The organism is Aeromonas sp. EU05-FHT14A05, from assembly GCF_058791175.1.
Map to the genome: position 1 here is coordinate 213,689 of NZ_JBYTDH010000007.1, position 23,217 is coordinate 236,905.

20 protein-coding genes and 1 tRNA gene are annotated in these 23,217 nt (G+C 62.3%); 13 read left to right on the forward strand and 8 right to left on the reverse strand.

Annotated elements, in window-relative coordinates; translation table 11 throughout:
* The first annotated feature begins 21 nt into the window (after window positions 1-21).
* Window positions 22-1,287 carry an inorganic phosphate transporter gene (locus tag AC3WR3_RS12570; protein WP_106885734.1) on the forward strand — a complete coding sequence of 422 codons (1,266 nt, stop codon included), beginning with the start codon at window positions 22-24 and terminating at the stop codon, window positions 1,285-1,287.
* Between the two features lie 115 nt (window positions 1,288-1,402).
* Here AC3WR3_RS12570 and AC3WR3_RS12575 read toward each other — a convergent pair whose 3' ends face one another.
* On the reverse strand, window positions 1,403-2,641 hold the full coding sequence (locus AC3WR3_RS12575) for a multifunctional CCA addition/repair protein (protein WP_454010119.1): 1,239 nt from the start codon (window positions 2,639-2,641) through the stop codon (window positions 1,403-1,405).
* Window positions 2,642-2,860: 219 nt separating this feature from the next.
* On the opposite strand from AC3WR3_RS12575, the gene AC3WR3_RS12580 reads away from it, so the two are divergent.
* The 5 genes from AC3WR3_RS12580 to mltC all read left to right on the forward strand — a co-directional run bounded on the left by AC3WR3_RS12580 (window position 2,861) and on the right by mltC (window position 8,020).
* Window positions 2,861-4,504, forward strand: a complete 1,644-nt coding sequence (locus tag AC3WR3_RS12580) for an ExeA family protein (protein WP_342059635.1) — start codon at window positions 2,861-2,863, stop codon at window positions 4,502-4,504.
* A complete protein-coding gene (exeB, locus tag AC3WR3_RS12585) occupies window positions 4,504-5,190 on the forward strand; it encodes a GspB family T2SS assembly factor variant ExeB (protein WP_492292004.1) in 687 nt (228 codons plus the stop codon). Before AC3WR3_RS12580 ends, exeB begins: the two co-directional genes overlap by 1 nt.
* Before the next feature lie 207 nt (window positions 5,191-5,397).
* Window positions 5,398-6,471: an A/G-specific adenine glycosylase gene (mutY, locus tag AC3WR3_RS12590; protein WP_492292005.1), complete on the forward strand. Its 1,074-nt coding sequence runs from the start codon at window positions 5,398-5,400 to the stop codon at window positions 6,469-6,471.
* Window positions 6,468-6,740 (forward strand): oxidative damage protection protein, encoded by a 273-nt coding sequence (locus AC3WR3_RS12595; protein WP_139433930.1) that lies wholly within the window; start codon window positions 6,468-6,470, stop codon window positions 6,738-6,740. The genes mutY and AC3WR3_RS12595 overlap by 4 nt, the downstream gene beginning before the upstream one ends.
* A 179-nt stretch (window positions 6,741-6,919) precedes the next feature.
* On the forward strand, window positions 6,920-8,020 hold the full coding sequence (gene mltC / locus AC3WR3_RS12600; RefSeq protein ID WP_139433929.1) for a membrane-bound lytic murein transglycosylase MltC: 1,101 nt from the start codon (window positions 6,920-6,922) through the stop codon (window positions 8,018-8,020).
* 64 nt (window positions 8,021-8,084) lie between these two features.
* On the opposite strand, the gene AC3WR3_RS12605 is transcribed toward mltC, so the two are convergent.
* Window positions 8,085-8,465 (reverse strand): YgiW/YdeI family stress tolerance OB fold protein, encoded by a 381-nt coding sequence (locus AC3WR3_RS12605; RefSeq protein WP_247625466.1) that lies wholly within the window; start codon window positions 8,463-8,465, stop codon window positions 8,085-8,087.
* Window positions 8,466-8,702: 237 nt separating this feature from the next.
* Here AC3WR3_RS12605 and AC3WR3_RS12610 point away from each other — a divergent pair, with 237 nt between their 5' ends.
* Together AC3WR3_RS12610 and ompA are read left to right on the forward strand one after the other, a co-directional pair.
* On the forward strand, window positions 8,703-9,710 hold the full coding sequence (locus tag AC3WR3_RS12610) for an SGNH/GDSL hydrolase family protein (protein ID WP_492292006.1): 1,008 nt from the start codon (window positions 8,703-8,705) through the stop codon (window positions 9,708-9,710).
* Window positions 9,711-10,011: 301 nt separating this feature from the next.
* Complete coding sequence (gene ompA, locus AC3WR3_RS12615) at window positions 10,012-11,043, forward strand: porin OmpA (protein ID WP_202047280.1); 1,032 nt, start codon at window positions 10,012-10,014, stop codon at window positions 11,041-11,043.
* 65 nt (window positions 11,044-11,108) lie between these two features.
* Here the strand turns inward: ompA and AC3WR3_RS12620 are convergent, their stop codons facing one another.
* From AC3WR3_RS12620 to AC3WR3_RS12630, 3 genes are read right to left on the reverse strand one after another with little or no spacing between them, the layout of a single operon-like run.
* Complete coding sequence (locus AC3WR3_RS12620; RefSeq protein WP_202047281.1) at window positions 11,109-11,678, reverse strand: PqiC family protein; 570 nt, start codon at window positions 11,676-11,678, stop codon at window positions 11,109-11,111.
* On the reverse strand, window positions 11,678-13,324 hold the full coding sequence (pqiB, locus tag AC3WR3_RS12625) for an intermembrane transport protein PqiB (protein ID WP_171273185.1): 1,647 nt from the start codon (window positions 13,322-13,324) through the stop codon (window positions 11,678-11,680). Before pqiB ends, AC3WR3_RS12620 begins: the two co-directional genes overlap by 1 nt.
* Window positions 13,317-14,588, reverse strand: a complete 1,272-nt coding sequence (locus AC3WR3_RS12630) for a PqiA/YebS family transporter subunit (protein WP_342059640.1) — start codon at window positions 14,586-14,588, stop codon at window positions 13,317-13,319. Before AC3WR3_RS12630 ends, pqiB begins: the two co-directional genes overlap by 8 nt.
* A 323-nt stretch (window positions 14,589-14,911) precedes the next feature.
* On the opposite strand from AC3WR3_RS12630, the gene hfq reads away from it, so the two are divergent.
* A complete protein-coding gene (gene hfq, locus AC3WR3_RS12635; protein WP_005327536.1) occupies window positions 14,912-15,271 on the forward strand; it encodes an RNA chaperone Hfq in 360 nt (119 codons plus the stop codon).
* A gap of 135 nt (window positions 15,272-15,406) precedes the next feature.
* Here hfq and AC3WR3_RS12640 read toward each other — a convergent pair whose 3' ends face one another.
* The 3 genes from AC3WR3_RS12640 to dapA all read right to left on the reverse strand — a co-directional run bounded on the left by AC3WR3_RS12640 (window position 15,407) and on the right by dapA (window position 18,765).
* Window positions 15,407-15,997 carry an HAD family hydrolase gene (locus tag AC3WR3_RS12640; protein ID WP_454010120.1) on the reverse strand — a complete coding sequence of 197 codons (591 nt, stop codon included), beginning with the start codon at window positions 15,995-15,997 and terminating at the stop codon, window positions 15,407-15,409.
* Window positions 15,998-16,156: 159 nt separating this feature from the next.
* Window positions 16,157-17,797 carry a GGDEF domain-containing protein gene (locus AC3WR3_RS12645; RefSeq protein ID WP_454010121.1) on the reverse strand — a complete coding sequence of 547 codons (1,641 nt, stop codon included), beginning with the start codon at window positions 17,795-17,797 and terminating at the stop codon, window positions 16,157-16,159.
* Between the two features lie 95 nt (window positions 17,798-17,892).
* The gene (dapA, locus tag AC3WR3_RS12650) at window positions 17,893-18,765 is read right to left on the reverse strand and encodes a 4-hydroxy-tetrahydrodipicolinate synthase (protein WP_042648184.1); all 873 of its coding nucleotides are present in this window, start codon (window positions 18,763-18,765) and stop codon (window positions 17,893-17,895) included.
* A gap of 278 nt (window positions 18,766-19,043) precedes the next feature.
* Between dapA and rsmC the strand changes: the two genes are divergently transcribed.
* The 4 genes from rsmC to AC3WR3_RS12670 all read left to right on the forward strand — a co-directional run bounded on the left by rsmC (window position 19,044) and on the right by AC3WR3_RS12670 (window position 23,090).
* Entirely contained in the window at window positions 19,044-20,072 is a 1,029-nt protein-coding gene (gene rsmC / locus AC3WR3_RS12655) for a 16S rRNA (guanine(1207)-N(2))-methyltransferase RsmC (protein ID WP_492292007.1), read from the forward strand.
* Between the two features lie 106 nt (window positions 20,073-20,178).
* A complete protein-coding gene (gene glgC, locus AC3WR3_RS12660) occupies window positions 20,179-21,438 on the forward strand; it encodes a glucose-1-phosphate adenylyltransferase (protein WP_264358400.1) in 1,260 nt (419 codons plus the stop codon).
* On the forward strand, window positions 21,428-22,888 hold the full coding sequence (gene glgA / locus AC3WR3_RS12665; protein ID WP_492292008.1) for a glycogen synthase GlgA: 1,461 nt from the start codon (window positions 21,428-21,430) through the stop codon (window positions 22,886-22,888). The genes glgC and glgA overlap by 11 nt, the downstream gene beginning before the upstream one ends.
* Window positions 22,889-23,004: 116 nt before the next feature.
* Window positions 23,005-23,090: transfer RNA gene (locus AC3WR3_RS12670), tRNA-Leu, on the forward strand.
* The last annotated feature ends 127 nt before the right edge of the window (window positions 23,091-23,217 follow it).

The window sequence follows — 23,217 nt, forward strand, 5'->3', positions numbered from 1 at the left end:
CTGACTGGGTAAACACTACTAATGGACATTATCGCAAATTACGGCACCACCCTGGTGCTCGTGGCGGCCTTGTTCGGCTTTTTGATGGCCTGGGGCATAGGTGCGAACGACGTCGCCAACGCCATGGGCACATCGGTCGGCACCAAGTCTCTGACCATACGTCAGGCGATCATCATCGCCATGATCTTCGAGTTCGCCGGTGCCTATCTGGCCGGTGGCGAAGTCACGGCGACCATCCGTAACGGCATCATAGATACCAATGCCTTCACCGATACCCCGGACCTGCTGGTGCTCGGCATGATAGCCTCCCTGCTGGCCGCCGGCCTCTGGCTGATCCTGGCCTCCTACTTCGGCTGGCCCGTCTCCACCACGCACTCCATCATAGGGGCCATCGTCGGCTTCGCCGTGGTGAGCGTCGGCCCGGAAGCGGTGCAGTGGAGCAAGTTTGGCGGCATAGTCGGCTCCTGGGTGGTCACACCGGCCATCTCGGGCATCATCGCCTACTTCATGTTCATCAGCGTGCAGAAGCTCATCTTCAACACCGACAACCCGCTGGCCAACGCCAAGCGCTATGTCCCCTTCTACATGTTCCTGACCGCGCTGGTCATCTGCCTGGTGACCATCAAGAAGGGGCTGACCCACGTCGGTCTGCACCTGAGCGACGGCGAGGGCATACTGCTCTCCATCGCCATCTCGGTGACCCTCTCCATCGGCGGCTGGTTCTACATTCGCGGTCAGCAGTACAACCCGCAGGATGACAACAAGATGCACTTCGCCAACGTGGAGAAGGTGTTCGGCATCCTGATGGTGATCACCGCCTGTGCCATGGCCTTCGCCCACGGCTCAAACGACGTGGCCAACGCCATAGGCCCGCTCTCCGCCGTGGTATCCACAGTCGAGAGTGCCGGCCAGATCACCGGCAATTCCCACATCGCCTGGTGGATACTGCCCCTTGGTGGCATAGGTATCGTCATCGGTCTGGCCACCATGGGTGAGAAGGTGATGGCCACCGTCGGCACCGGCATCACCCACCTGACCCCAAGCCGTGGCTTCGCCGCCCAGCTGGCGACCGCCGCCACCGTGGTGATCGCCTCGGGTACAGGTCTGCCCATCTCCACCACCCAGACCCTGGTCGGTGCCGTGATGGGGGTGGGTCTGGCCCGTGGCATCGCCGCCCTGAACCTGGGCGTGCTGCGCAACATCGTGGTCTCCTGGGTCATCACCCTGCCCGCCGGCGCCATCCTGGCCATCGCCATCTTCTACGTGTTGCAGGCCTGCTTCTCCTAAGCCGGTTACAACCTACAGACGGCAAAAAGCCCGGGTCGGTGACTCGGGCTTTTTTATGCTTCTGCGTTGCCTCAAACGGTCGATGACGCTTCGCTCATCGACCCTGTAGAGGCGCTTATTCCTCGATAAAGGTCCACTCGTCGCGCACCCGGCTGATGGCATCGAGCCGCCGCTTGGCGAGTTGCTCGCGGATCCCCTCCCCCTTGAAACCCGCCGCCACTATCTCCTTGACCGGCACCGCCTGGGCCGCCGCCAGGGCCTGGGCCACATAGTCCGGCTGACTGTAGACCTTCTCTTCGAAACCGGTACGACCGTGGAAGTCGGCACGGCAGGCATCCAGCAGTTGGGCGAAGCGCTCCGGCCTGCGCCAGGCATCCGCCTTGTCGAACACCTTGAGCAGGGTCGGCGGCTTGAGATCGAAGGCGATGTGGATGTGGGTGTGCAGATCGCTCACCAGCAGGGCCAGATCGCGGCAGTCGTTCGGCACCCTGAACCGCTCGCAGAAATCCCGGATGAGAGGCAACCCTTTCTGGCCGTGGCCGTGGTGGCTCGGCCAGAACGCAGGGGGGGTCAGGCCCTTGCCAAAGTCGTGGCAGAGGGCGGCGAAGCGGACCGGCAGATCCGGGGAGCGCTGGCAGGCCTGATCCAGCACCATCAGGGTGTGAATGCCGGTGTCTATCTCAGGGTGCCACTTGGCGGGGGCCGGCACCCCGAACAGGGCGTCCAGCTCGGGGAAGAGCGCCTTGAGGGCATCGCAGTCGCGCAACACCTCGAAGAAGACCCTGGGGGTCCGCCCCAGCAGCACCTTCTCCAGCTCCTTCCAGACCCGCTCCGGGGTCAGGTGGGCGAGCTCGCCGGCGTCGGTCATCTCCCGCATCAGCGCCAACGTCTCGGGGGCCACCGCGAAGCCCTGCTCATGGAAACGGGCGGCGAAGCGGGCCACCCGCAGGATGCGCAGGGGATCCTCGGCGAAGGCCGGGGAGACGTGGCGCAGCAGCCGCGCCTCCAGATCCTGGAGGCCGCCGTAGGGATCGTGCAGTTGCCCGCTCTCGTCTTCGGCGATGGCGTTGATGGTGAGATCCCGGCGCAGCAGATCTTGCTCCAGCGTCACCTCGGGGGCGGCGTGGCAGACGAAGCCGGTATAGCCCCGGCCCTGCTTGCGCTCGGTGCGCGCCAGGGCGTACTCCTGCTGGGTGCTGGGGTGGAGAAACACCGGAAAGTCGCGGCCGACCTGGGTGAACCCCAGGCTCAGCATCTGTTCCACAGTGGCGCCGACCACCAGATGATCCCTGTCCCCCTGGGGCAAGCCCAACAGGCGATCACGGACCGCCCCCCCAACCAGATAAATCTGCACGCGCACTCTCCCTCGATAAACCTGCCTCGATGATACCGCTTTTGGCCGACAGACACGACGGATCCCGGCTCGGGAAGAGCGACTACCCTCTGATCATTCGACCCCGCATCTCATTGCCGTTTGAGCCGGTGACCGGGATGACCCTCTTATGGTATCCGGGTCTTTGACATCCCTCTGGGGAGGCTTTAACCTGCCGCCATAACAATGGAATGGATCCTTATGTACACACAGTTCTTCGGTCTGTCGGAGCCCCCGTTCTCCATCTCGCCCAACCCCAAATATCTCTATATGAGCGAACGCCACGGGGAGGCCCTCGCCCACCTCAACTACGGGTTGCAGGACGGCGGCGGCTTCGTGCTGCTGACGGGGGAAGTGGGCACGGGCAAGACTACTGTCTCCCGCTGCCTGCTCCAGCAACTGCCAGCCGAGACCGAGATCGCCTACATCCTCAATCCTTCCCTGACCGAGCGGGATCTGCTGGCGGCCATCTGTGACGAGTTCCAGTTGCCCTATGCCGAGGAGGCCAGCCTCAAGCAGCTGTTCGATCTCATTCGCGATCACCTGCTGGCCAACCTGGCGGCGGGCAAGCGCAGCGTGGTGCTGGTGGATGAAGCCCAGCATCTGCTCCCCGGCGTGCTGGAGCAGTTGCGCCTGCTCACCAACCTGGAGACCGACGAGAAGAAGCTGCTGCAGGTGGTGCTCATCGGCCAGCCGGAGCTGCAACAGATGTTGCGCCAGCCCCTGCTGCGCCAGCTGGCCCAGCGCATCACGGCCCGCTACCACCTGCTGCCGCTCTCCTGTCAGGATGTGGACGCCTATGTGCGTTTCCGGTTGCAGGTGGCGGGCTGTGTCCAACCCATCTTCACCCCCAGGGCGATCCAGACCCTGCACCGCCTCTCCGGCGGCATCCCGCGTCTCATCAACCTCATCTGCGACCGCGCCCTGATCGCCGCCTTCGCCCGCGGCAGCCACAAGATAGCCCACGGCGACATCAGCCTGGCGGCCTATGAAGTGAGCGGCATTCGTGACGAGGGAAGCTGGCAGTCCGGCCTCACCGTGACCCTGGCAGGCGCCCTGCTGGTCGCCGCCGGCTGGTGGGGCTGGCAGTTCTTCGGCGTCTTCCCTGCTCGCCCCCTGGTCAAGGTGGAGGTGCCGGTCAAGGTGGATGAGACGCCGGAGCAACTGGAACAGCTGACCCGCGCCATCAATCAGGCGATTTCACCCGACGTGGCCATGCAGAACCTTTACAGGGTGTGGGGCTACCAGACCGAGCTGGAGGAAGCGACCTGTGACGACGCCCCCCGCGCCGGTCTGCGTTGCCAGGAGGGGGAAGCCACCCTGGCCGAGCTGCAGGCCCTGCAATATCCCGCCCTCATCAGCCTGACCGATGAAACGGGAGGACTCTATTACGCCACCCTGGTCAGCCTGGGGCCGGACAAGGCCTCCCTGCTCATCGGCAATCAGAGCTGGCAGGTGGACAGGCAGTGGCTGTCCGATGCCTGGGGGGGCAGCTATACCCTGCTGTGGCGCATGCCCAAGGGCGGCGTACCCCTGATAGGCAGCAATGCCAGTGCGGCCCAGGCCCAGTGGCTGGACAATGCGCTGAGCCGCGCCATGCAGCAGCCGGATCGCAAGGTGAGCCGCTTCGATGCCACCCTCAAGAGCAAGCTGCAGCAGTTCCAGCGCGAGCAGGGGCTGACCCCGGACGGCATCGCCGGCAGCAATACCCTGCTGCGCCTGAATGCCGTGGCCGGTGAACCCATGCCGAGGCTGGAGGATGAATCCCTGCGTGCCAGCACCCCTGTCGATCTGGATGCCGTGGCGGACGACGCCATGGATCCCCTGATGGAGGATGCCTCCTGATGTCTACCCTGCTCAAGGCCCTGCGCCGCGCCGACCAATCCCAGTTCACTCCCCACATGCCCCTCATGGGCCTGCCCGTGGGCCAGGAGGAGGAGCCGAACCGCCGCTGGATCTGGTGGATGCTGGCCCCCCTTGCCCTGATCATGGGGGCGGCCGCCAACTATGGCTGGCACCTCTATCATCTCAAGCCCATAGAACAGCAGATCGAGGTGAAGGAGGTGGTGACGCCTCCCTTCGTGCGGGTCGAGCCCAGACCCATGATCACCCGCCCGCTGCCTCCGCCCCTGCCTGAGCCCGTGGTGCAGCCCAAACCCGCTGCTGCGGCCCCCGCGACGGCGACCGCCGGCAACGGCACCCAGAGCCTGGCAGAGCGCATCATGATGGCCCTCAACAACACCCCCCTGGTGGAAGAGACGGCGCCCCAGGCACAACCCCAGGCCGGCGCCATGCCGATCAGCGCCCTGGATCCCGCGCTGAAACAGCAGGTGCCTCCCCTGACCTATGGCGCCCACAACTTCTCCTCCGACCCGGCCAAACGCGCCGTGGTGCTCAACGGGCGGGAGTTGCACGAGGGCAGCGAGGTCGCCCCCGGGGTGCTGCTGGTCGCCATCGCCCAGGACTACATCATCCTGCAGGTCGGTGGTCAGCATGTCAGCCTCAAGGCGCTGCAGGACTGGCGCGGCTGAGCGAGTCACAATGGCAAGCCGGGCCTGCGGGCCTGGCCGGCAGTTCAAGAGGGAGCCCGAGAGCTCCCCTTTTTAATCAAAACATGAGAACCCCGTGAGCAATTCAGATAACAGCACTTTCCCCACCCGGGCGTTGTACTGGTATCAGCGCCAAGACTGCTACACGTTGGTCAATTTAGTTTTTTGAATCAATAGCATGAGAATAATGTGAGCAATTCAGATAACAGCACTTTCGCGACCCGGATCCTGGACTGGTACCAGATCCACGGCCGCAAGACCCTGCCCTGGCAGGAGGACAAGACCCCCTACCGGGTCTGGATCTCCGAGATCATGCTGCAGCAGACCCAGGTCGCCACCGTCATCCCCTACTATCAGCGGTTCATGGCCCGCTTCCCCGATGTGCTGGCGCTGGCCGACACCCCCATCGACGAGGTGCTGCACCACTGGACCGGGCTTGGCTACTACGCCCGTGCCCGCAACCTGCACAAGGCGGCCCAGCAGATCCGCGATCTGCACGGCGGCCTGTTTCCGGAGCGACTGGACGAGGTGATGGCCCTGCCCGGGATAGGTCGCTCCACCGCTGGTGCCGTGCTCTCCCTCTCCCTCGGTCAGCCCCACGCCATTCTGGACGGCAACGTCAAGCGGGTGCTCACCCGCTGGCTGGCGCTGCCGGGCTGGCCAGGGCAGAAGCAGGTGGAGAACGATCTCTGGGAGCTGGCGACCCGCCTCACCCCAAGGCTCGGCGTGGCCCACTACAACCAGGCCATGATGGACATGGGGGCCACCGTCTGTACCCGCAGCAAGCCCGCCTGCGATCGCTGCCCGGTGCAGGCCGATTGCCAGGGGCTGTCGCAGGGCAACCCCACCGCCTACCCCAACAGCAAACCGAAGAAGAGCATTCCGGCCCGCAACGGCATCATGCTGATCATTCGCCACGGCGACCAGCTGCTGCTGGAGAAGCGCCCCCCCCAGGGGATCTGGGGCGGCCTCTACTGCTTCCCCCAGGTGGCGTCCCTGGCCGAGATCGAAGGGCGCCTGCAGGGGCTGGGACTCGATGAGACCGACTACCGGGAGCTCGCTGGATTTCGCCACACTTTCAGTCACTTCCACCTCGATATTCGGCCCTTGCTGATCGAAATGGCTGCCCCGCCCCCCCCCTTGCTCATGGAAGCGGATTCCCGACTCTGGTATAACTTACGCCATCCTGCCGAGGTGGGATTGGCGGCCGCCACGGCCCGCCTGCTCGCCTACCCGGACTTACAACCACAGAGGTCAACATGAGCCGTACCGTATTTTGCCAGCGTCTGAAAAAAGAGGCTCCTGGCCTGGATTTCCAACTCTATCCCGGTGAACTCGGCAAGCGGATCTTCGACAACATCAGCAAGGAAGCCTGGACCGAATGGCAGAAGAAACAGGTGATGCTGATCAACGAGAAGAAGCTGAACATGATGAATCTCGAGCATCGCCAGCTGCTGGAGAAGGAGATGGTGAGCTACCTGTTTGAAGCGGGTGAAGTGGCCATCGACGGTTACACCCCTCCCAGCCAGTAAACCGAGTCGGCGAGCAGGGCGCAGAGTGCCGAAGCCCGGCATCTGCGACCATGCGGCTCCCGCCCCGGTGCCAATGAGTTGTCCCTGTGATCCAGGCTGAGCGGCCCTCGACGGCTGGCCCTCTTCTGGTTCAAGGCAAATGAGTGACGGGCGGCCCCACCGCCCAGTTTGAGGATCTTATGGGTCGAATTTTTTGGCTGCTGTGCGCCCTGCTGTTTCTCTCTGCCTGCTCCTCTTCTCCCAAACCCGGGGCAGAAGACGAGGATCTGGTCAACGGCAAGGACATCCGCGGCTTCGAACACATGATCAGTGCGCTCTCCCATAACGTGAACGAAATATGGGGACGCGAGGCACTGTTTGCGGGCAAGTTTGACTACGTCAAATACACGGATCAATACAAGAGCCGGGCCCACGTCGACTTCTCCAGCGGCCACATCATGGTGGAAACTGTCTCGGGCATTGATCCCCGCGCCCACCTGCGCCGCGCCATCATAGAGACGCTGCTGACCCCGGACGATCCGGCGGAAGTGGATCTCTACTCGGATAGAGAGATCATGCCGGGTGGCGAGCCCTTCCTCTATGGCCAGGTGCTGGACACCCAGGGTCAGGCCATCCGTTCCAGCTGGCGCGCGGAGCGCTATGCCGACTACCTGCTGGCCAGCGCGATGAAGAAGCGCACCCTCGGCATCCGCACCATCTTCTTCGTCGACATCCCCATGGTGGCCAACCATGAGGACAAGCGCGGCTACAAGTACGCCAGCATCATCCGCGAGGCCTCCCGCAAGTACGGCGTCGCCGAGAGCCTTATCTATGCGGTGATCAAGACAGAGAGCAGCTTCAACCCCTATGCGGTCAGCCATGCAAATGCCTATGGCCTGATGCAGGTGATCCCGGCCACCGCCGGACGGGACGTCTATGTGCGGGTCAAGGGCAAGAACGGTCAACCAACCCGGGAAGATCTGTTCAATCCGGCCTACAACATAGACGTGGGAACGGCCTATCTGCACCTGCTGCAGACCGTCTATCTGGCGGATATCCAGGATCCCCAATCCCGTCGCTATGCGGTGATCTCCGCCTACAACGGTGGTGCGGGCGGGGTGCTCAATACCTTCTCCAGCAACCGCAAGGCGGCCCCTGACATGATCAACCGGCTCTCCCCCGAGGCGGTCTATCAGGTGCTGACCGAGCAGCACCCCAAGGCGGAGGCCCGTCGCTACCTCTACAAGGTCAATCAGGCCGAGAAAGGGTTCAAGCGCACCGTCGCCGTCCGGGCCGGCTGACGGCAGCCAGAAAAACAGGAAGGGCGCTTATCTAGCGCCCTTCCCATCAGCATGGTCTGCAAACTTACTTGGCGATGAAGCCGCCCTTGCTCTGGGGAGCGGCACCGACCTTTTCCAGGTGCTCGACCTCGACCTCTGTCTTGTTCCAGCTGTGGTCAACCTCGCCGCGGATGCGGATCAGGTCGTTCGGGCCCACTTCAACGCCGCGCCACACGTCCCCGTCCACTTCCACTTCCACTTCGCCGCTCTCATCGCGGAAGCTGTAGTTCTCGCCGCCAAGGTGCTTGACCAGCTTGCCTTCCAGGGTCACCCACTGATCATCTGCCACGTCTTTCAACTGCGCGACCGAGACCTTGTTCTGCTCCTGGGGGCCTGTGTAGGCCGCCATGGCGAAAGAAGAGACTGACATCAGGGCCACCAGGCCGATTACCTTTGCTTTGTTCATTTTCACGCTCCTGTCATTGGGTATGCAGGCATCTTGCCCGGGCCGGCGTGAAACAAACGTGAAGCCTCCCCCATCCAGGGGAGGCCAGTGTGACCGCAATCGATTTAATGCCCATGGCTTGCTGCAAGAATGTATTCGAGTGGATACCGTGCAGCCTGGCAACAGGGGTCCCCAGCCCCTTGCCTTCGAGGAACAGCCCGCAGGCAGCGCCTGCATCCACTCCATGAGAACAGCAACATGACCAAATGGCTTCTGTGTTTATTGGGACTCTTCGCCCTGACGGCCCATACCGCCGAGACGCGTCCCCCCTTCTCCCGCATAGTGATGTTCGGCGACAGTCTCTCCGACACCGGCAAGATGTATGGCAAGATGCGCGGTTATCTCCCCTCCAGCCCGCCCTACTATCAGGGTCGCTTCTCCAACGGCCCGGTCTGGCTGGAGCGGCTGACCCAGCCGTTCCCGGGGCTGAAAATAGTCAACGAGGCGGAAGGGGGGGCCACCGCGGTGGCCTACAACAAGATCTCCTGGAATCCCAAGTACCAGGTCATCAATAACCTGGACTACGAGATCACCCAGTTCCTGGAGAAGGACAGCTTCAAGGAGGACGATCTGGTGATCCTCTGGGTCGGCGCCAACGACTATCTGGCCTACGGCTGGAATACCGAGCTGGATGCCAGGCGGGTGCGCGACATCATCAGTGACTCGGCCAACCGCATGGTGCTCCATGGGGCAAAGCAGATCCTGCTGTTCAACCTGCCGGATCTGGGCCAGAACCCCTCGGCCCGCAGCCAGAAGGTGGTGGAGGCGGCCAGCCATGTCTCCCGCTATCACAACGAGCTGTTGCTGAACCTGACACGCCAGCTGGCCCCTACCGGCATGGTGAAGCTGTTCGAGATCGACAAGCAGTTCGCCGAGATGTTGCGGGATCCGCAGAACTTCGGCCTGAGCGACACCGAGAATGCCTGCTACGGCGGGGGCTATGTGTGGAAGCCGTTCTCCTCCCGCAGCGCCGCCACCGACAGCCAGCTTGCTCCCTTCAATGCGCAGGAGCGCCTCGCCATCGCCGGCAACCCCTTGCTGGCTCAGGCCGTTGCCAGCCCGATGGCTCGCCGCAGCGCCAGCGAGCTCGACTGTGAAGGCAAGATGTTCTGGGATCAGGTCCATCCGACCACGGCCGTGCACGCCGCCCTGAGCGAGCGCGCCGCCACCTTCATCGAACGGGAGTACGAGTTCATCCCCCGGTGATGAGCAGACTGATGCAAGAGGCCGACTTCACGTCGGCCTCTTTATTGGAGTCAGTTGTTTCCCACAACGAACAAATGAAACTCGTATGACACTCATCACAGAATCGGGTCATGCCCCTACAGTCATCAGCCGACTCCTCTATGATGCAGATGGTTATCACAATATGTTTTATATCAGTTGCTTGTGGATTTTAAAAAGCGAGCTAGGTTTAAACATGTTGTGGCTGGATACAGGCCCAACCCATGAGGTGAGGCGACACAAGGTTCGATCTCCCCCACAGACAAAATTGCAGAGGCTTCATATGAACAAAACACTGATTACCTTGCTGGTTTCAGGCTTGCTTGCGGCCAACGCTCAGGCAGCCGGACAAGACAACACCTGGTATGGCGGTGCCAAACTGGGTTGGTCCAACTTCTACGGCGTCGACGAGAGCAACACCATCACCACCGAAGACAAGGACGACGATGAGGTGGGGGCCGGTGTCTTCGCCGGTTACCAGATCAACCAGAACCTGGGGATCGAGCTCGGTTACGACTACCTCGGCAAGCTCAAGTACAACGGCACCAGAAATTCCGCCGTCTTCAACGACTCCGTTGAGGCGCAACTGGCCCAGTTGACCCTGAAGCTCGGCTTCCCGGTGGCAGAGAACCTGGATCTCTACGGTCGCCTCGGTGGCGGTTACGGCTGGACCAGCAGCGACAACTTGGACAGTGACAACGACTTCACTTTCGTCGGTGCACTCGGTGCCGAATACGCCTTCAACCTGGATTGGGCTGCCCGCCTCGAGTACCAGTACAGCTCTCCTTATGGCAGCCGTGAAGACACCGGCCTGCGCATGGACAATGGCCTGCTCTCACTGGCCGCCGTCTACCGCTTCGGTCAGGTAGCGGAAGCTATGCCGGTCGCCGCCCCGGCGCCGGCCCCCGAACCCGTCATGGTCGACAAGCAGTTCACCCTGAGTTCGGATGTGCTGTTTGACTTCAACAAGGCCACCCTCAAGCCGGAAGCCGGTCAGGCGCTGGATACCCTCTACAGCGATATCGAAGCAGCCAGACCCAAGGATGGCTCGGCCACCGTCATCGGCTACACCGACCGCCTCGGCTCGGAGTCCTATAACCAGAAGCTGTCCGAGCAGCGCGCACAGACGGTCGCCGACTATCTGGTTGGCAAGGGACTGCCCGCCGGCAAGGTCAACGTGGAAGGTCGTGGCGAGAGCTCACCGGTCACCGGCGACAGCTGCAGCAGCGGCACCAAGAATGAGCTGATCGTCTGCCTGGCCCCGGATCGCCGGGTTGAGGTCAAGGTGCAGGGGGTCTCCGAGGTTCAGCAATAACCTCACCCCACCCGCAATGGATAACAAAACGGGAGGCCCAGGCCTCCCGTTTTTCATTGTCCCGTTCAGCCGCGGGTACGCACATCCGCCGCTATCTGATCGAGCAGTTGCTGCCAGCCCTGTCCCAGTTCGTCGACCAGGACGCCATAACCATCGGCCGGCAAGACCCGCTCCTGCTGGAAGGGCACGTCCCGCAGCACCACCCCCTCCTCCGTCAGCAAGCGCCAGCGGCCGCTCAGCAGGGCGCGACCATCGTGCCGCCCCTGGAAGCGTTCGACCGAGATGGTCAGCACGGGTCCCTTGCGGGCCCCATCTTGCCGTATCACCCAGCCCGGCAGCCTGCTGGAGAGGCCATTCAGGGTGAGCTGGTTCAGCTGGGCATCCAGTGAACCCGCCCAGCGATGGTACTCGGCAAAGTGCAGCTCCTTGCCCTCCAGCTGATAGACCAGACTCATCCGATCCAGCTGGCCAGAGAGGGCGACGGGACGCAGCACCAGCTGGTGCCGGGGCTGTGCCGTGATACCGTTCGACTGCGGGATCTCCGCATCCAGCGAGTAGTAGTGCAGTGCCGTCGGCGCGGCGCTGCATCCCGCCAGCAGGCCCAGCAAGGCCAGGGTCATCATCCGTTTTTTCATCATTTTCCTCGCTTGGGCTCAGGATCCTGGGGACGGGAGCGGTCGAAGATCAGCGAACTGGGCTGCTCGTTCAGGGAATGGACCAGGGGTTGCAACTCCCCCATCAGCTGATTGAGAGACTGCACCGACTGACGCAGCTCCTGGTTGGTCTGGGAACCGGCATCATAGGTCTGCAACGTCTCCTGCAGCTGCTTGAGACTCTGGTTGAGTGACTCGGGCAACTGCTGGGTCGAACGCTGACCGGTGAACTGCTCCAGATTGGCACTCACCGCCTTGATGTGCTTGAGCGTCTTGTCCAGGGTCGCCAGGGTGGTATTCACCTGCGTCAGCGTGGTGGCCATGTCCATGTCGACGAACTTGTCGAGGATGAGGTTCACCTTGCGCTCTATCTGATCCAGCCCGGCCTGCACGGTCGGGAACACCTGATAGCCTGCCAGCTTGATGGGCTCATAGGCGGGGGCATCCGGATAGAAGTTGAGATCCACCACCTTGCCGCCGGTCAGCAGACTGGACGTCTTGAGGCTGGCCCGCAATCCCTCCTTGAACTGCTTGCTGAACAGGGCACGCCACTGCTCCCGCTCCGCATTGGCGTAGCGATGGGAGAGGCGCTGTACCTCGATGCGGGCCAGCACGGGGATCTGCCGGCTCTTGAAGATCTGCACCCCCTTGTCGTCGATGAGGTAGGGGGCAGAGATGACGGTGCCGACCCGGATGCCGCGATACTGCACCGCCGCTCCGGGGTGCAGGCCACCCACGTTGTCCTCGAACAGGAAGACGTAGTCGATGAATTGATCCAGGCTACCGGCCAGCACGCTCGCCTCGTCCTGGAACAGGGTGAAGCTGTCCATCTGCTTGACCGGCTCACCGGGTGTCCAGCCCGGTGGCAGCCCCATGGTGATGCCGCCGTCCAGCAGGCTCTCGAGCGAATCCATCTTCACCTTCATCCCCTCGCTGCTCATGGAGACCTCGAAGCCCGGGGTCAGCCAGAAGCGGGAGTTGCTGCTCACCAGGATGTCGTAGGGGGCATTGATGAAGAGCTGGTACTGCATCTCGCTCTTCTCCGGCAGGAACTTGGCCTCCTCTATCTGGCCAATGGTGAAGCCCTGATAGCTGATGGGGGAGCCGATCCCCAGGGCACGCGCATCGCGGCTGCTGAGGGAGAGCCTCAGCCCCTTGGCGTCCACCGAGGCGAGCGGGGGCTTGTCCAGCATGGCGTATTCACCGCGCGCCTTGCCCTTCTTGCCCGGCGCGAGTTCGATGTAGGCCCCGGAGAGCAGGGTGCCAAGACCCGACACCCCCTCCCGCCCGACCCTGGGTTTGACCACCCAGAACTGGCTGTCCTTCTTGAGCATGCCGGCGGCGGCATTGGTCAGACGGGCCTTGAGCACCGCATGGCTGTAGTCATCGCTGAGCTCCACCGCCTCGATGCGACCCACTTCCACCTCGCGGGAGCGGATCACCGTCTTGCCCGCCACTATGCCCTCGGCGGTGGCGACCGTCAGGGTGAAACTGGGGCCTTGTGAATACCAGTGCTGGAACAGCATCCAGACTCCGATGAACAGCGCCAGCAGCGGCACCATCCAGATAGCGGCGGCCGAGCTCATAAAGTCAGAGCCCGGTTTCCACCTCGTCTTACGCTCACTCACGTTCGCGCTCTCCTTGTTGTAAATCCCAGATCAGGCGGGAATCGAAACTCATGGCGGCCACCATGGTGATCAAAACGACCCCGGCAAAAGCAATGGCCGCGGGGCCCGGGTAGATGGTCATCAGATTATCGAGCCGGATGAGGCCAGCCAATATGGCCACCACGAAGACGTCGATCATCGACCAACGCCCCACAAATTCGGTCATGCGATAGAGCTTGAGCTTGCCAAGGGGAGAGCCGACCCGGCCACGCTGCACCATGTAGCAGAGCCACAGCAGTGCCAGTATCTTCACCAGAGGCACCACCACGCTGGCGAAGAAGATCACCGCGGCTATGGGGTATGAACCCATGGCCCAGAGCAACACCACACCACCCATGATGGTCGAGGGGCTGTCGTCCCCCAGAAAGACGGTGTCCATGATGGGATAGAGGTTGGCAGGAATATAGAGGATCACCGAGGTGATGAGCAGTGCCCAGGTGCGGTTCAGGCCGCCCGGCTTGCGGTGATGCAGACGATCGCCGCAACGGGAACAACTGTGGGCATCGCCGTCATTGAGCGCGCCGCAGATGTGGCAACCCACCAGCCCGCACGCCAGGGCGCTGGCCTCGGGATCCAGCTCCCTCGCCTCGGTCGGGCCGAACAGCCGCTGCCACAGCCACATCCGGTCCAGGGACGAGATCATCTTGATCAGCAGCACCGTGTAGCCCACGAAGGCCCAGAACGAGAGCCCCATCTTGACGTCCGCCATGCCCATCAGCTTGACCAGGGAGATGAGCACCCCGATGAGGAAGACATCCACCATCAGCCAGGGCTTGATCCGGCACAGCAGTCGACCGAGAGAGCGCAGGGCATTGCTGTGCAGATCCTTGTCGAGCCGCCACAGCACCAGCATGATGGAGCCGATATAGACCAGCGGCAGGCCGATCAGGGTCAGGCTCAGCACGGCCCCCAGAAACAGATAGCCCTGATCCACCAGGGTGGTGATGCACTGCAGGAAGGTCATCTCCTGCCCCACCCCCTTGGCCGAGAACGACATGAAGGTGAAGGCGTTGGAGAGCACGAACATGATGAGCGCCGCAAAGCCGTAGGCGATGGGCCTGCGCTCCTGCTGCGGCAAGTATCGGCTCAAGACGTGACCACAACGGGGACAACTGCTCGTCTCCCCCATGGCCAGCTCGGTGGCCGGCACCAGCAGGTCACACTCTTCGCACGCGGTCGCGTCATGGGTATAGGTAATTGGGTGTTGGTGTGAAACCGGATGCAAGATAGGACCCCAGCATGAGGCCGCGAACGGCCAGAGGCGCCAATTATTGCAGCCACCGCCGCTAACCACCAGCCCTGTTCATGTACAGAGCCTTAAGGGACGGGAGATAGATGGGCATAGCCCTTGGCCTGGAAAGGGGGCTGATGACATAGCCCGACCCGGCATCAAGGGAAGAGGGGCATATTTATCTGCAGATTTGCGCAAGCTCCCGCACCGCAGCCCCCGTTCACCGATGCTTTGGCGACGGGGTGAGAATGACTTTGACAAGCCTGTGACCATTTAGCACAATCAAACGCCACTTTTTTTCCGCGGGACAATAATTTATGACAACTGAATCCCCAAGCTACTCCACCATAGAGCAGGCTTTCTCCCTTGGGAACGGGCAAGATTCTGCCCTCAACTGGTTGCGCAAGAACCGCAGTCAGGTCGCCATCTTCCTGGTGAGCGGCATCAAGCTGGAGGGGACCATCAGTGGCTTCGACCAGTACAGCGTGCTGTTGACCGATGCCCATGGCAATCAGCAACTGGTCTACAAGGCCAAGATCTCCACCATCGCCATGCACTCCGGCCGCCCCCAGGTCAGCATCCAGCGCGCCCGCAAGCCACGGGTCTCCATGGCCCCGCGCCCCCACGGCGGTCCGAGCCGTTATGACGACAACCAGGGCGGTAGCAGCGAGCAGTGATGCTCGCCTCCTCCTGACTCTGAACTTGCCGCTGCGTCAATCGGTGACGACGCGCATCCCCACTCTCATGTCATGCCTGTCCCGTATGAGAGTGGGTCTTCTCCCCCAGGCCGCCTCGACGACCAGCCCGTTTGCTCAGCAGGTCAATCCGACCGGCTTCCCTTCCTTGACCATGCACACCTGCATGCCCGCGGCCTCACCGGCCTGCGCCCCTATGCCCGTGTCCTCGAACACCAGACAGCCCTCAGGCTCGACCCCGAGTCGCCGTGCCACCAGCAGGAAGGTATCCGGGTGGGGTTTGTGCAGCTCCACATCGTCGGCGGTCACCACCACGGAGAAGTAGCGATCCAGCCCGGTATTGCGCAGCACCGCCTCGGCATTGATGCGGGGTGAGCCCGTGCCTATCCCCATGGGAATGAGGCCGTGATGGCGCCTGACCAGATCTAGCATGGCCGGGAAGGGGGTCGCCTTGTGCAGGTTGGCCACGTAGTGCTCCGTCTTGCAGCGCGTCACCATCAGGGGATCCAGCGCGATCTGCTGCACCTCGGCCACCAGCAAGGCTATCTTGCGACTGGGCATGCCACCCAGCTCATAAAACCAGTCGGCATCGAACTGAAAGCCAAACTCGCGGGCGGTATGCTCCCAGGCGGCCAGGTGCAGGGGCATGGAGTCCACCAGGGTGCCGTCGAGGTCGAAGACCAGGCCTTGAAATCCGGATAGGGTCATGGTGCAGGATCTGTCTGTGAAAAATGGGCCCCCATTCTAGCCAGACCCGGGGATCATCGCCACGCATCAAGGGGCGAGAAACGCTTGCGACCACATTTATGCCGGGCAAGAGGGCCGCCGCCCTGAGGCAGCGGTGAAGGTGAGAGAAGCAGGCCCGGGTCAGCGATAGGCCAGGGTACAGGCCCGCCCCTGCGACTTGGCGTGATAGAGCGCCTGATCCGCCTGTTCGGTCAGGGTCTGCCACCCCTTGTCCAAGGAGGGGATGAGATAGCTGAAGCCGATGCTGACGGTGAGCATGCTCGCCACCCGGGAGGCCGGATGGGAGATCTGCAGGGCTTCCAGTCCCTGGTGGATCTGCTCTGCCAGTCGCTCCGCCTCCCCGGGTTGCGGGGCGCACAGCAGGATCACGAACTCCTCGCCACCATAGCGGGCCACCAGATTGGTGCGCCGCCGCTCCGTCTCCTGCAGCAGGGCCGCGACCCGTTGCAGGCACTGATCCCCCTTGCCGTGACCGAAGTGGTCGTTGTAGGACTTGAACTCGTCCACATCTATCATCAGCACCGCCAAGACTCCCTGATGGCGACGCGCCCGCTCCCACTCCCGCTCCATGGTGATGTCCCATTGACGGCGGTTGGCGATCCCGGTCAGAGGATCCTCCAGCGACAGCAGGGAGAGACGCCGGTTGGCCTCCTCCAGCGCCCGGTTGGTGTCGGCCAGCTGTCGGGTCCGCTCCTGCACCCGCAGCTCCAGGTCACGGTTGAAGCGCTCGAGCGCCGCCTGGGTGCGCTGGCGGATCAGCAACTGGGAGAGCACGGCGGCATACTGCTTGAAGATCTCGCTCTGATACGCCTTGAGCGGGCGACGCCAGAGCAGGTTGTCGGCGGCGATCCAGCCGATGGGAGTGCCCCCGTCCCAGAGCGACACCATGGCATTCCAGCCCCGCCCCACCTCCTGCTTCTCGTAATAGAGCGGAGTATCTTCCAGCACCAGCACATAGTCCTTGCGGCGCAGCGCCTCCTGCACCGTGGGGTGATCCGGAATGGCGCTGATGAAATGGCGCTCGTCGATGAGCTCGCCCGCCTCGTTGGTGCCCCAGGTCCCGTGCATGGTCTTGAATTCACTGTCCGTCAGGAAGATGGCGATGCGATCGAACTGCAGCTCCTGGCGCGCCAGCACCACGGCATCGTGCAGCAGGCGATCCTCGCTGTCACAGCGCGACAGCTTGACTCCCACCTGGTGCAGCGCCTGCAGCATGCTGAGGAAGGAGTCTTGCAGGGCCTGGCTGCGGACGAGGTCGGCCTGGGTATGGATCCGCTGATCCCGCTCCAGATCGACCTGACCGGCGAGCCGCCGGCTCTCCAGCTCGGCGGCGAGGTAGTGCATGAGCAGCTGTATGCTCTGCTGCTGGCGCCTTGGCAGACGATCGAGGCGACGCCGGGTTTCCAGATAGACCACGGCCTCCAGCCCCTTGTGGCGTTTGAGCGGGAAGCAGGCACGCAGGCGCGGGACCTCAGGCTCGACACTCTCCCAGATGGCGCTGGTCGGCGCGATGGGCTCCACCAGCAACTGGCCGAGATCGAGGGAGCGCTCTATGAAGAGGAGGGGCAGGTCGAGGGAGCTGAGCAGGTCGGCGCTCAGACAGAGCAAGCCCTGCTCGGGCCTGTAGTGATAGAGCTGGGGCGTCGGCGCCCGCAGCCACAGATAGATCTGCTCGGCCTCGGTCTTTTCTCTGACCGCGGCCAAGGTCACTTCACAGAGATGTTCAAAACTGGTGAAGTGCTCCGGATCCCATTCTTGCATGCCAAATCATCCTTGGTTGTATCCAAGCGAGTATATCGGCAAAGCCTGGCCATTAATTGACCGGGCAGTCAAAAGCGAGATCCAGAGCCCAGTTTTTACAACAGATTCAATGCCTGCATGGCGGCGCGGATCCGCTCGCGGGTGGCGTCAGACAGCGGCATCACCGGCAGACGGCACTCCTCGCTGCACAGTCCCAGCAGGGAGACAGCGTATTTGGCGCCCGCCGGGCTCGGCTCGGCGAACATGGCCTGATGCAGCGGGATCAGCTTGTCCTGCAGCTCGCGGGCGGCCTGCCACTCGCCGGCCAGGGTCAGGTTCTGGACCTCGGCCACCAGCTTGGGGGCCACGTTGGCGGTCACCGAGATGCAGCCCTGACCACCGCCGATGTTGTAGGCGACGGCGGTGGCATCCTCACCGGAGAGCCAGGCGAAGGGCTTCTTGATGAGCTGGCGCTCGGTCCAGGGGCGGGCCAGATCGCCGGTGGCATCCTTCACGCCGGCGATGCGCGGCAACTCGGCGAGGCGGGCCAGGGTCGCCGGCTGCACATCGACGATGGCGCGGGGCGGAATGTTGTAGACGATGATGGGCTTGGTGGTGGCGTCATGGACCGCCTTGAAGTGGTGGAACAAGCCTTCCTGATTCGGGCGGTTGTAGTAACCGGCCACATGCAGGGTGGCGTCCGCCCCCATCTGCTCGGCGAAACGGGTGTATTCGATGGCTTCGACCGGGTTGTTGGACCCCGCGCCGGCGATGACAGGGATCCGTCCTGCCACCTGCTTGACCACCAGCTCCACCACCCGGCAATGCTCGTCGTGGGTCAGGGTCGGGCTCTCCCCCGTGGTACCGACCGGCACTATGCCATGGGTCCCCTGCTCTATGTGCCACTCCACCAGGCGAGCCAGTGCGGCCTCGTCCAGCTGGCCCTGTCGAAATGGGGTGATCAGGGCAACTATCGAACCTTGAAACATGGGATTTCCTTCTCCTAAACAGATGGATTGGTCAATAAAAAGCCCCGGTACGGGGGTCGCTACCGGGGCTTGAATCGTCTCAGGGATGAGAGGTTACGCGCGCACGCCAGCAGGCCCGAATGTCAGGCTGTGTTTATGCTTTCGTTTCGATACGCATGACCGCATTGCATCATCTCTGGATAAATAAGGTGTCTGGGCATATTTCGGGAACACAGCATAAATGTCAAGGCGAAAGCGGCCATGTATAATGGCCGCCCAAAAAAGCGTGGAGAGTCCCAATGAGCCGTCCTGTCAGTGCCGTCAGCCAGATGCTGGAACGTAATCAAGCCCTCTTTGTCGGCAAACGGCTATTGGTGTGTGGCGCCCTGGAAGATGATTACCCTCGTCAACTGGCCGAGCTGGCCGACTCCCTGACGGTCTTCACCACAGACTACTGCTATTTCCTGAGCCAGCAGGCAGCCCTGGGTGAGCGCATCCTGTTCGATCACCAGCTCGGCGGTGCCCCTCGTTTCGATGCCCTGCTGCTGCTGATGCCCAAGGCCAAGGCCGAGGCGCAATATCTGCTGGCCATGATGGCGCCGCTGCTCGAAAGCGGTGCCGATCTGTTCCTCGCCGGCGAGAACCGGGGCGGCATCAACGGAGCCGACAAGCTGCTGGCCCCCTATGGCGAGAAGCCGATAAAGCGCGACTCCGCCCGTCGCTGCTCTCTCTATCATGGCGAGCTCGGCAAGCCGGTCGCCCCCTTCGAGCTGGATGCCTGGTTCAGCCGCTATGAGTGCAAGGCCGGGGATACCGAGCTGACCGTCATGGCTCTGCCGGGGGTCTTCAGCGCCGACGGGCTGGATCTCGGCAGCCAGATGCTGCTGGCGAGCCTGCCCCCCATGCAAGGCAAGCTGCTCGACTTTGGCTGTGGCGCCGGCGTCATCGGCTCCATCCTGGCCAAACGCAACCCGGCACTGACGGTGAACATGGTGGACATCAGCGCCCTGGCGCTGGAGTCAAGTCGCCGTACCCTGGCGGTCAACGGCCTGAGCGGGCGGGTCTATGCCTCTGATGTCTATTCAGATATTGCCGAAAGATTCCAACATATCGTCTCGAATCCCCCCTTCCATGCCGGGCTCAAGACCTTCTATGCCGCCACCGAAACCTTCCTGGCAAGGGCCCCCGAGTTTCTGACCGCCGATGGCGCCCTGACCATAGTCGCCAATGCCTTTCTGCGTTACCAACCTATACTGGAGACGCACTTCAAACGAACCGAAGTGATCGCCGGCGATGGCAAATTCAAGGTGTATCTGAGCAAAGCCTAAATAAGTGCAACGGTTGTAATAAAACAAGTAGAGAGTGCCAGACGGGATCTGCTAAGGTACCAAGAAAACGTTTACCACCCCTTTAGGGGTGTTTTTTCGCGGCAACATGAAAACCTTTTCAAAGTATGAATTCAGGGAGAGAAATACGATGGCAGGCATACTCACCATGATATTGGCAGGCGGCGAAGGAACCCGACTCCAGCCACTGACCACCACCCGCAGCAAGCCCTCCGTCCCCTTTGGCGGCAGCTACCGCTTGATCGACTTCGTGCTCAACAACTTCGTCAACGCCGACTTCCTGCGCATCTATGTGCTTACCCAGTTCAAGTCCCAGTCTCTCTACCTGCACATGAAGAAGGGCTGGAACATAGTCGGCATCACGGATCGCTTCATCGATCCCATTCCGGCCCAGATGCGGATGGGCAAACGCTGGTATGACGGCACCGCCGACGCCATCTATCAGAACCTGCGCTTCATCGAGATATCCGACCCCGAGCACGTCTGCATCTTCGGTTCCGACCACATCTACAAGATGGACGTGAGCCAGATGGTGAGCTTCCACAAGCAGAAGGCCGCCGCTCTGACCGTGGCTGCACTGCGCATGCCCATCGAGGAGGCGAGCGCCTTCGGGGTGATAGAGGTGGATCAGGAGGGCCGCATGATAGGCTTCGAAGAGAAACCCAGGCATCCGAAGCCCATCCCCGGGGATCCCACCCAGGCACTGGTCTCGATGGGCAACTATATCTTCGAGACCGAAGCGCTCTACCGCGAGCTCAAGCGCGATGCCGCCGAGGAGAACTCCAGCCACGATTTCGGCAAGGACATCATCCCCAGCCTGTTCCCGCGCGCCCCCGTCTATGTCTACGACTACAGCACCAACGTCATCCCGGGTGAGAAGCCCAACGTCTACTGGCGCGATGTGGGGACCCTCGATTCGTATTGGCAGGCGCATATGGATCTGGTGGCCGACGACGCCCCCTTCTCCCTCTACAATCGCAAGTGGCCGCTGCACACCCACTACCCGCCCCTGCCCCCCGCCACCTTCATCGACACCGATGACTGCAAGGTCAAGATTGCCAACTCCTTGATCTCCGGCGGTTGCTTCATTCAGGGCAGCCAGATCCAGCGCTCCATCCTGGGTTTCCGCTGCAACATAGGCCCCTGCAGCCACATCAGCGAATCCGTGCTGCTCGGGGATGTGAAAATAGGTGAAGGCTGCTCAATTCGACGCGCCATCATCGACAAAAACGTTGAAATTGCACCCGGCACCGTGATCGGTGAGAATCTGGACCATGACAGAGAGCGATTTACCGTATCCGAAGGCGGTATCGTCGTGGTACCTAAGGGAGCAAGAGTTGGCTATTAACCCACTGAAAGTCCTGTTTGTAGCCTCGGAGGTTGAGGGGCTGGTGAAGACCGGGGGCCTGGCGGATGTGGCCAAGGCCCTGCCGCAACATCTCGCCCGGGAGGGTCACGACGTTCGTATCATCCTGCCCTTCTACAAGACGCTCAAGCGCCGGGACGAAGCCACCCTCCTCGCCTCGCGCTGGTTGCCCACCCCCCAGGGGCGGGACGACATCAGCTATCGCATCTATCAGCTGGAACTGGACGGGATCTGCGTCTATCTGCTCGACTGCCCGCCCTATTTCGAGCGGCCCCAGCTCTATGCCGAGAACAATCAGGCCTATCCCGACAACGGCGAGCGTTTCGCCTTCCTGGCGGCGGGGGCCCTGCACGCCTGCGAGCAGCTGAACTTCGCCCCTGACATAGTCCACTGCAACGACTGGCACACCGGCCTGCTGCCGCTGCTGCTCAAGACGCGCCACGCTCACAATCCCTTCTTCCAGCGCACCCGGTCTGTCATCAGCATCCACAATGCAGCCTTCCAGGGGGTGTTCGATCGCCAGCAGTTCTGGGCCGTGCCGGAGATCCAGGACTACGAGCAGCGCATCAACTACGACTACGGTCACATCAACCTGCTCAAGTGCGGTGTGCTCTATGCGGACAAGATCAATGCGGTCAGCCCCAACTACGCCAGCGAGCTGCTGACGCACCTGGGGGCTCACGGCATGGCCAGCGTGTTCCAGCAACGGGCGAGCGACTTGCGCGGCATCCTCAACGGTTGTGACTATCAGGATTGGGATCCCGCCTTCGATCCTCTGCTGCCCGCCACCTATGACGCCGACCACCTGGCCGGCAAACACACCTGCAAACGGGCCCTGCAGCAGGAGACGGGGCTGCCCGTCGGCAACTTGCCCATCTATGGCATGGTGTGTCGTCTGACCGAGCAGAAGGGGGTGCACCTGCTGATCCCGGCGCTGGACAAGTTCTTGCAGCATCAGGTGCAGGTGGTGATAGTGGGTTCCGGCGATCCCTCCCTCGCCGCACAGCTGCAGACCATAGCCCAGCAACATCCCGACAGGTTCGCCTTTATCAACGCCTATGACGACCGTCTGGCCCACCTGGTGGAAGCCGGCGCCGACTTCTTCCTGATGCCCTCCCTGTTCGAGCCCTGCGGCCTCAACCAGATGTACAGCCTGGCCTATGGCACCCTGCCGCTGGTGAGAGCCGTCGGCGGACTCAAGGATACTGTGGTGGACTGGGATGCCGATCCCGCCAGGGCGACCGGCTTCTGCTTCAACGATCCCACCGCCAGCACCCTGCTCGATGCCATGCGCCGCAGCCTGCTCCACTACCTTCAGGAACCCGAGCGGTTTGCTCGCGTGCAGCAAAATGCCATGCACACCCGCTTCGACTGGGCCGACTCCGTCCCCCTGTACGAGCAGATGTATCAGGACGCACTGGCCCCGGCGTGACCCAGATTGCTGAAGTTTTGTGCCCTTGATACAGCTTTATCCGTCAACAGCGAAAAAAGTCCCCTTTGGCTGTTGACGCCCCCCCAAAACTCTATAGAATCCCCCACCGCAGTGATGCGAAGGTGGCGGAATTGGTAGACGCGCTAGCTTCAGGTGTTAGTGTCCCACGGATGTGAGGGTTCGAGTCCCTCTCTTCGCACCATACTGCAACATGCTTCATCGATGGCATGTAAAACAAGATTGATGACAATGTGCGAAGGTGGCGGAATTGGTAGACGCGCTAGCTTCAGGTGTTAGTGTCCCACGGATGTGAGGGTTCGAGTCCCTCT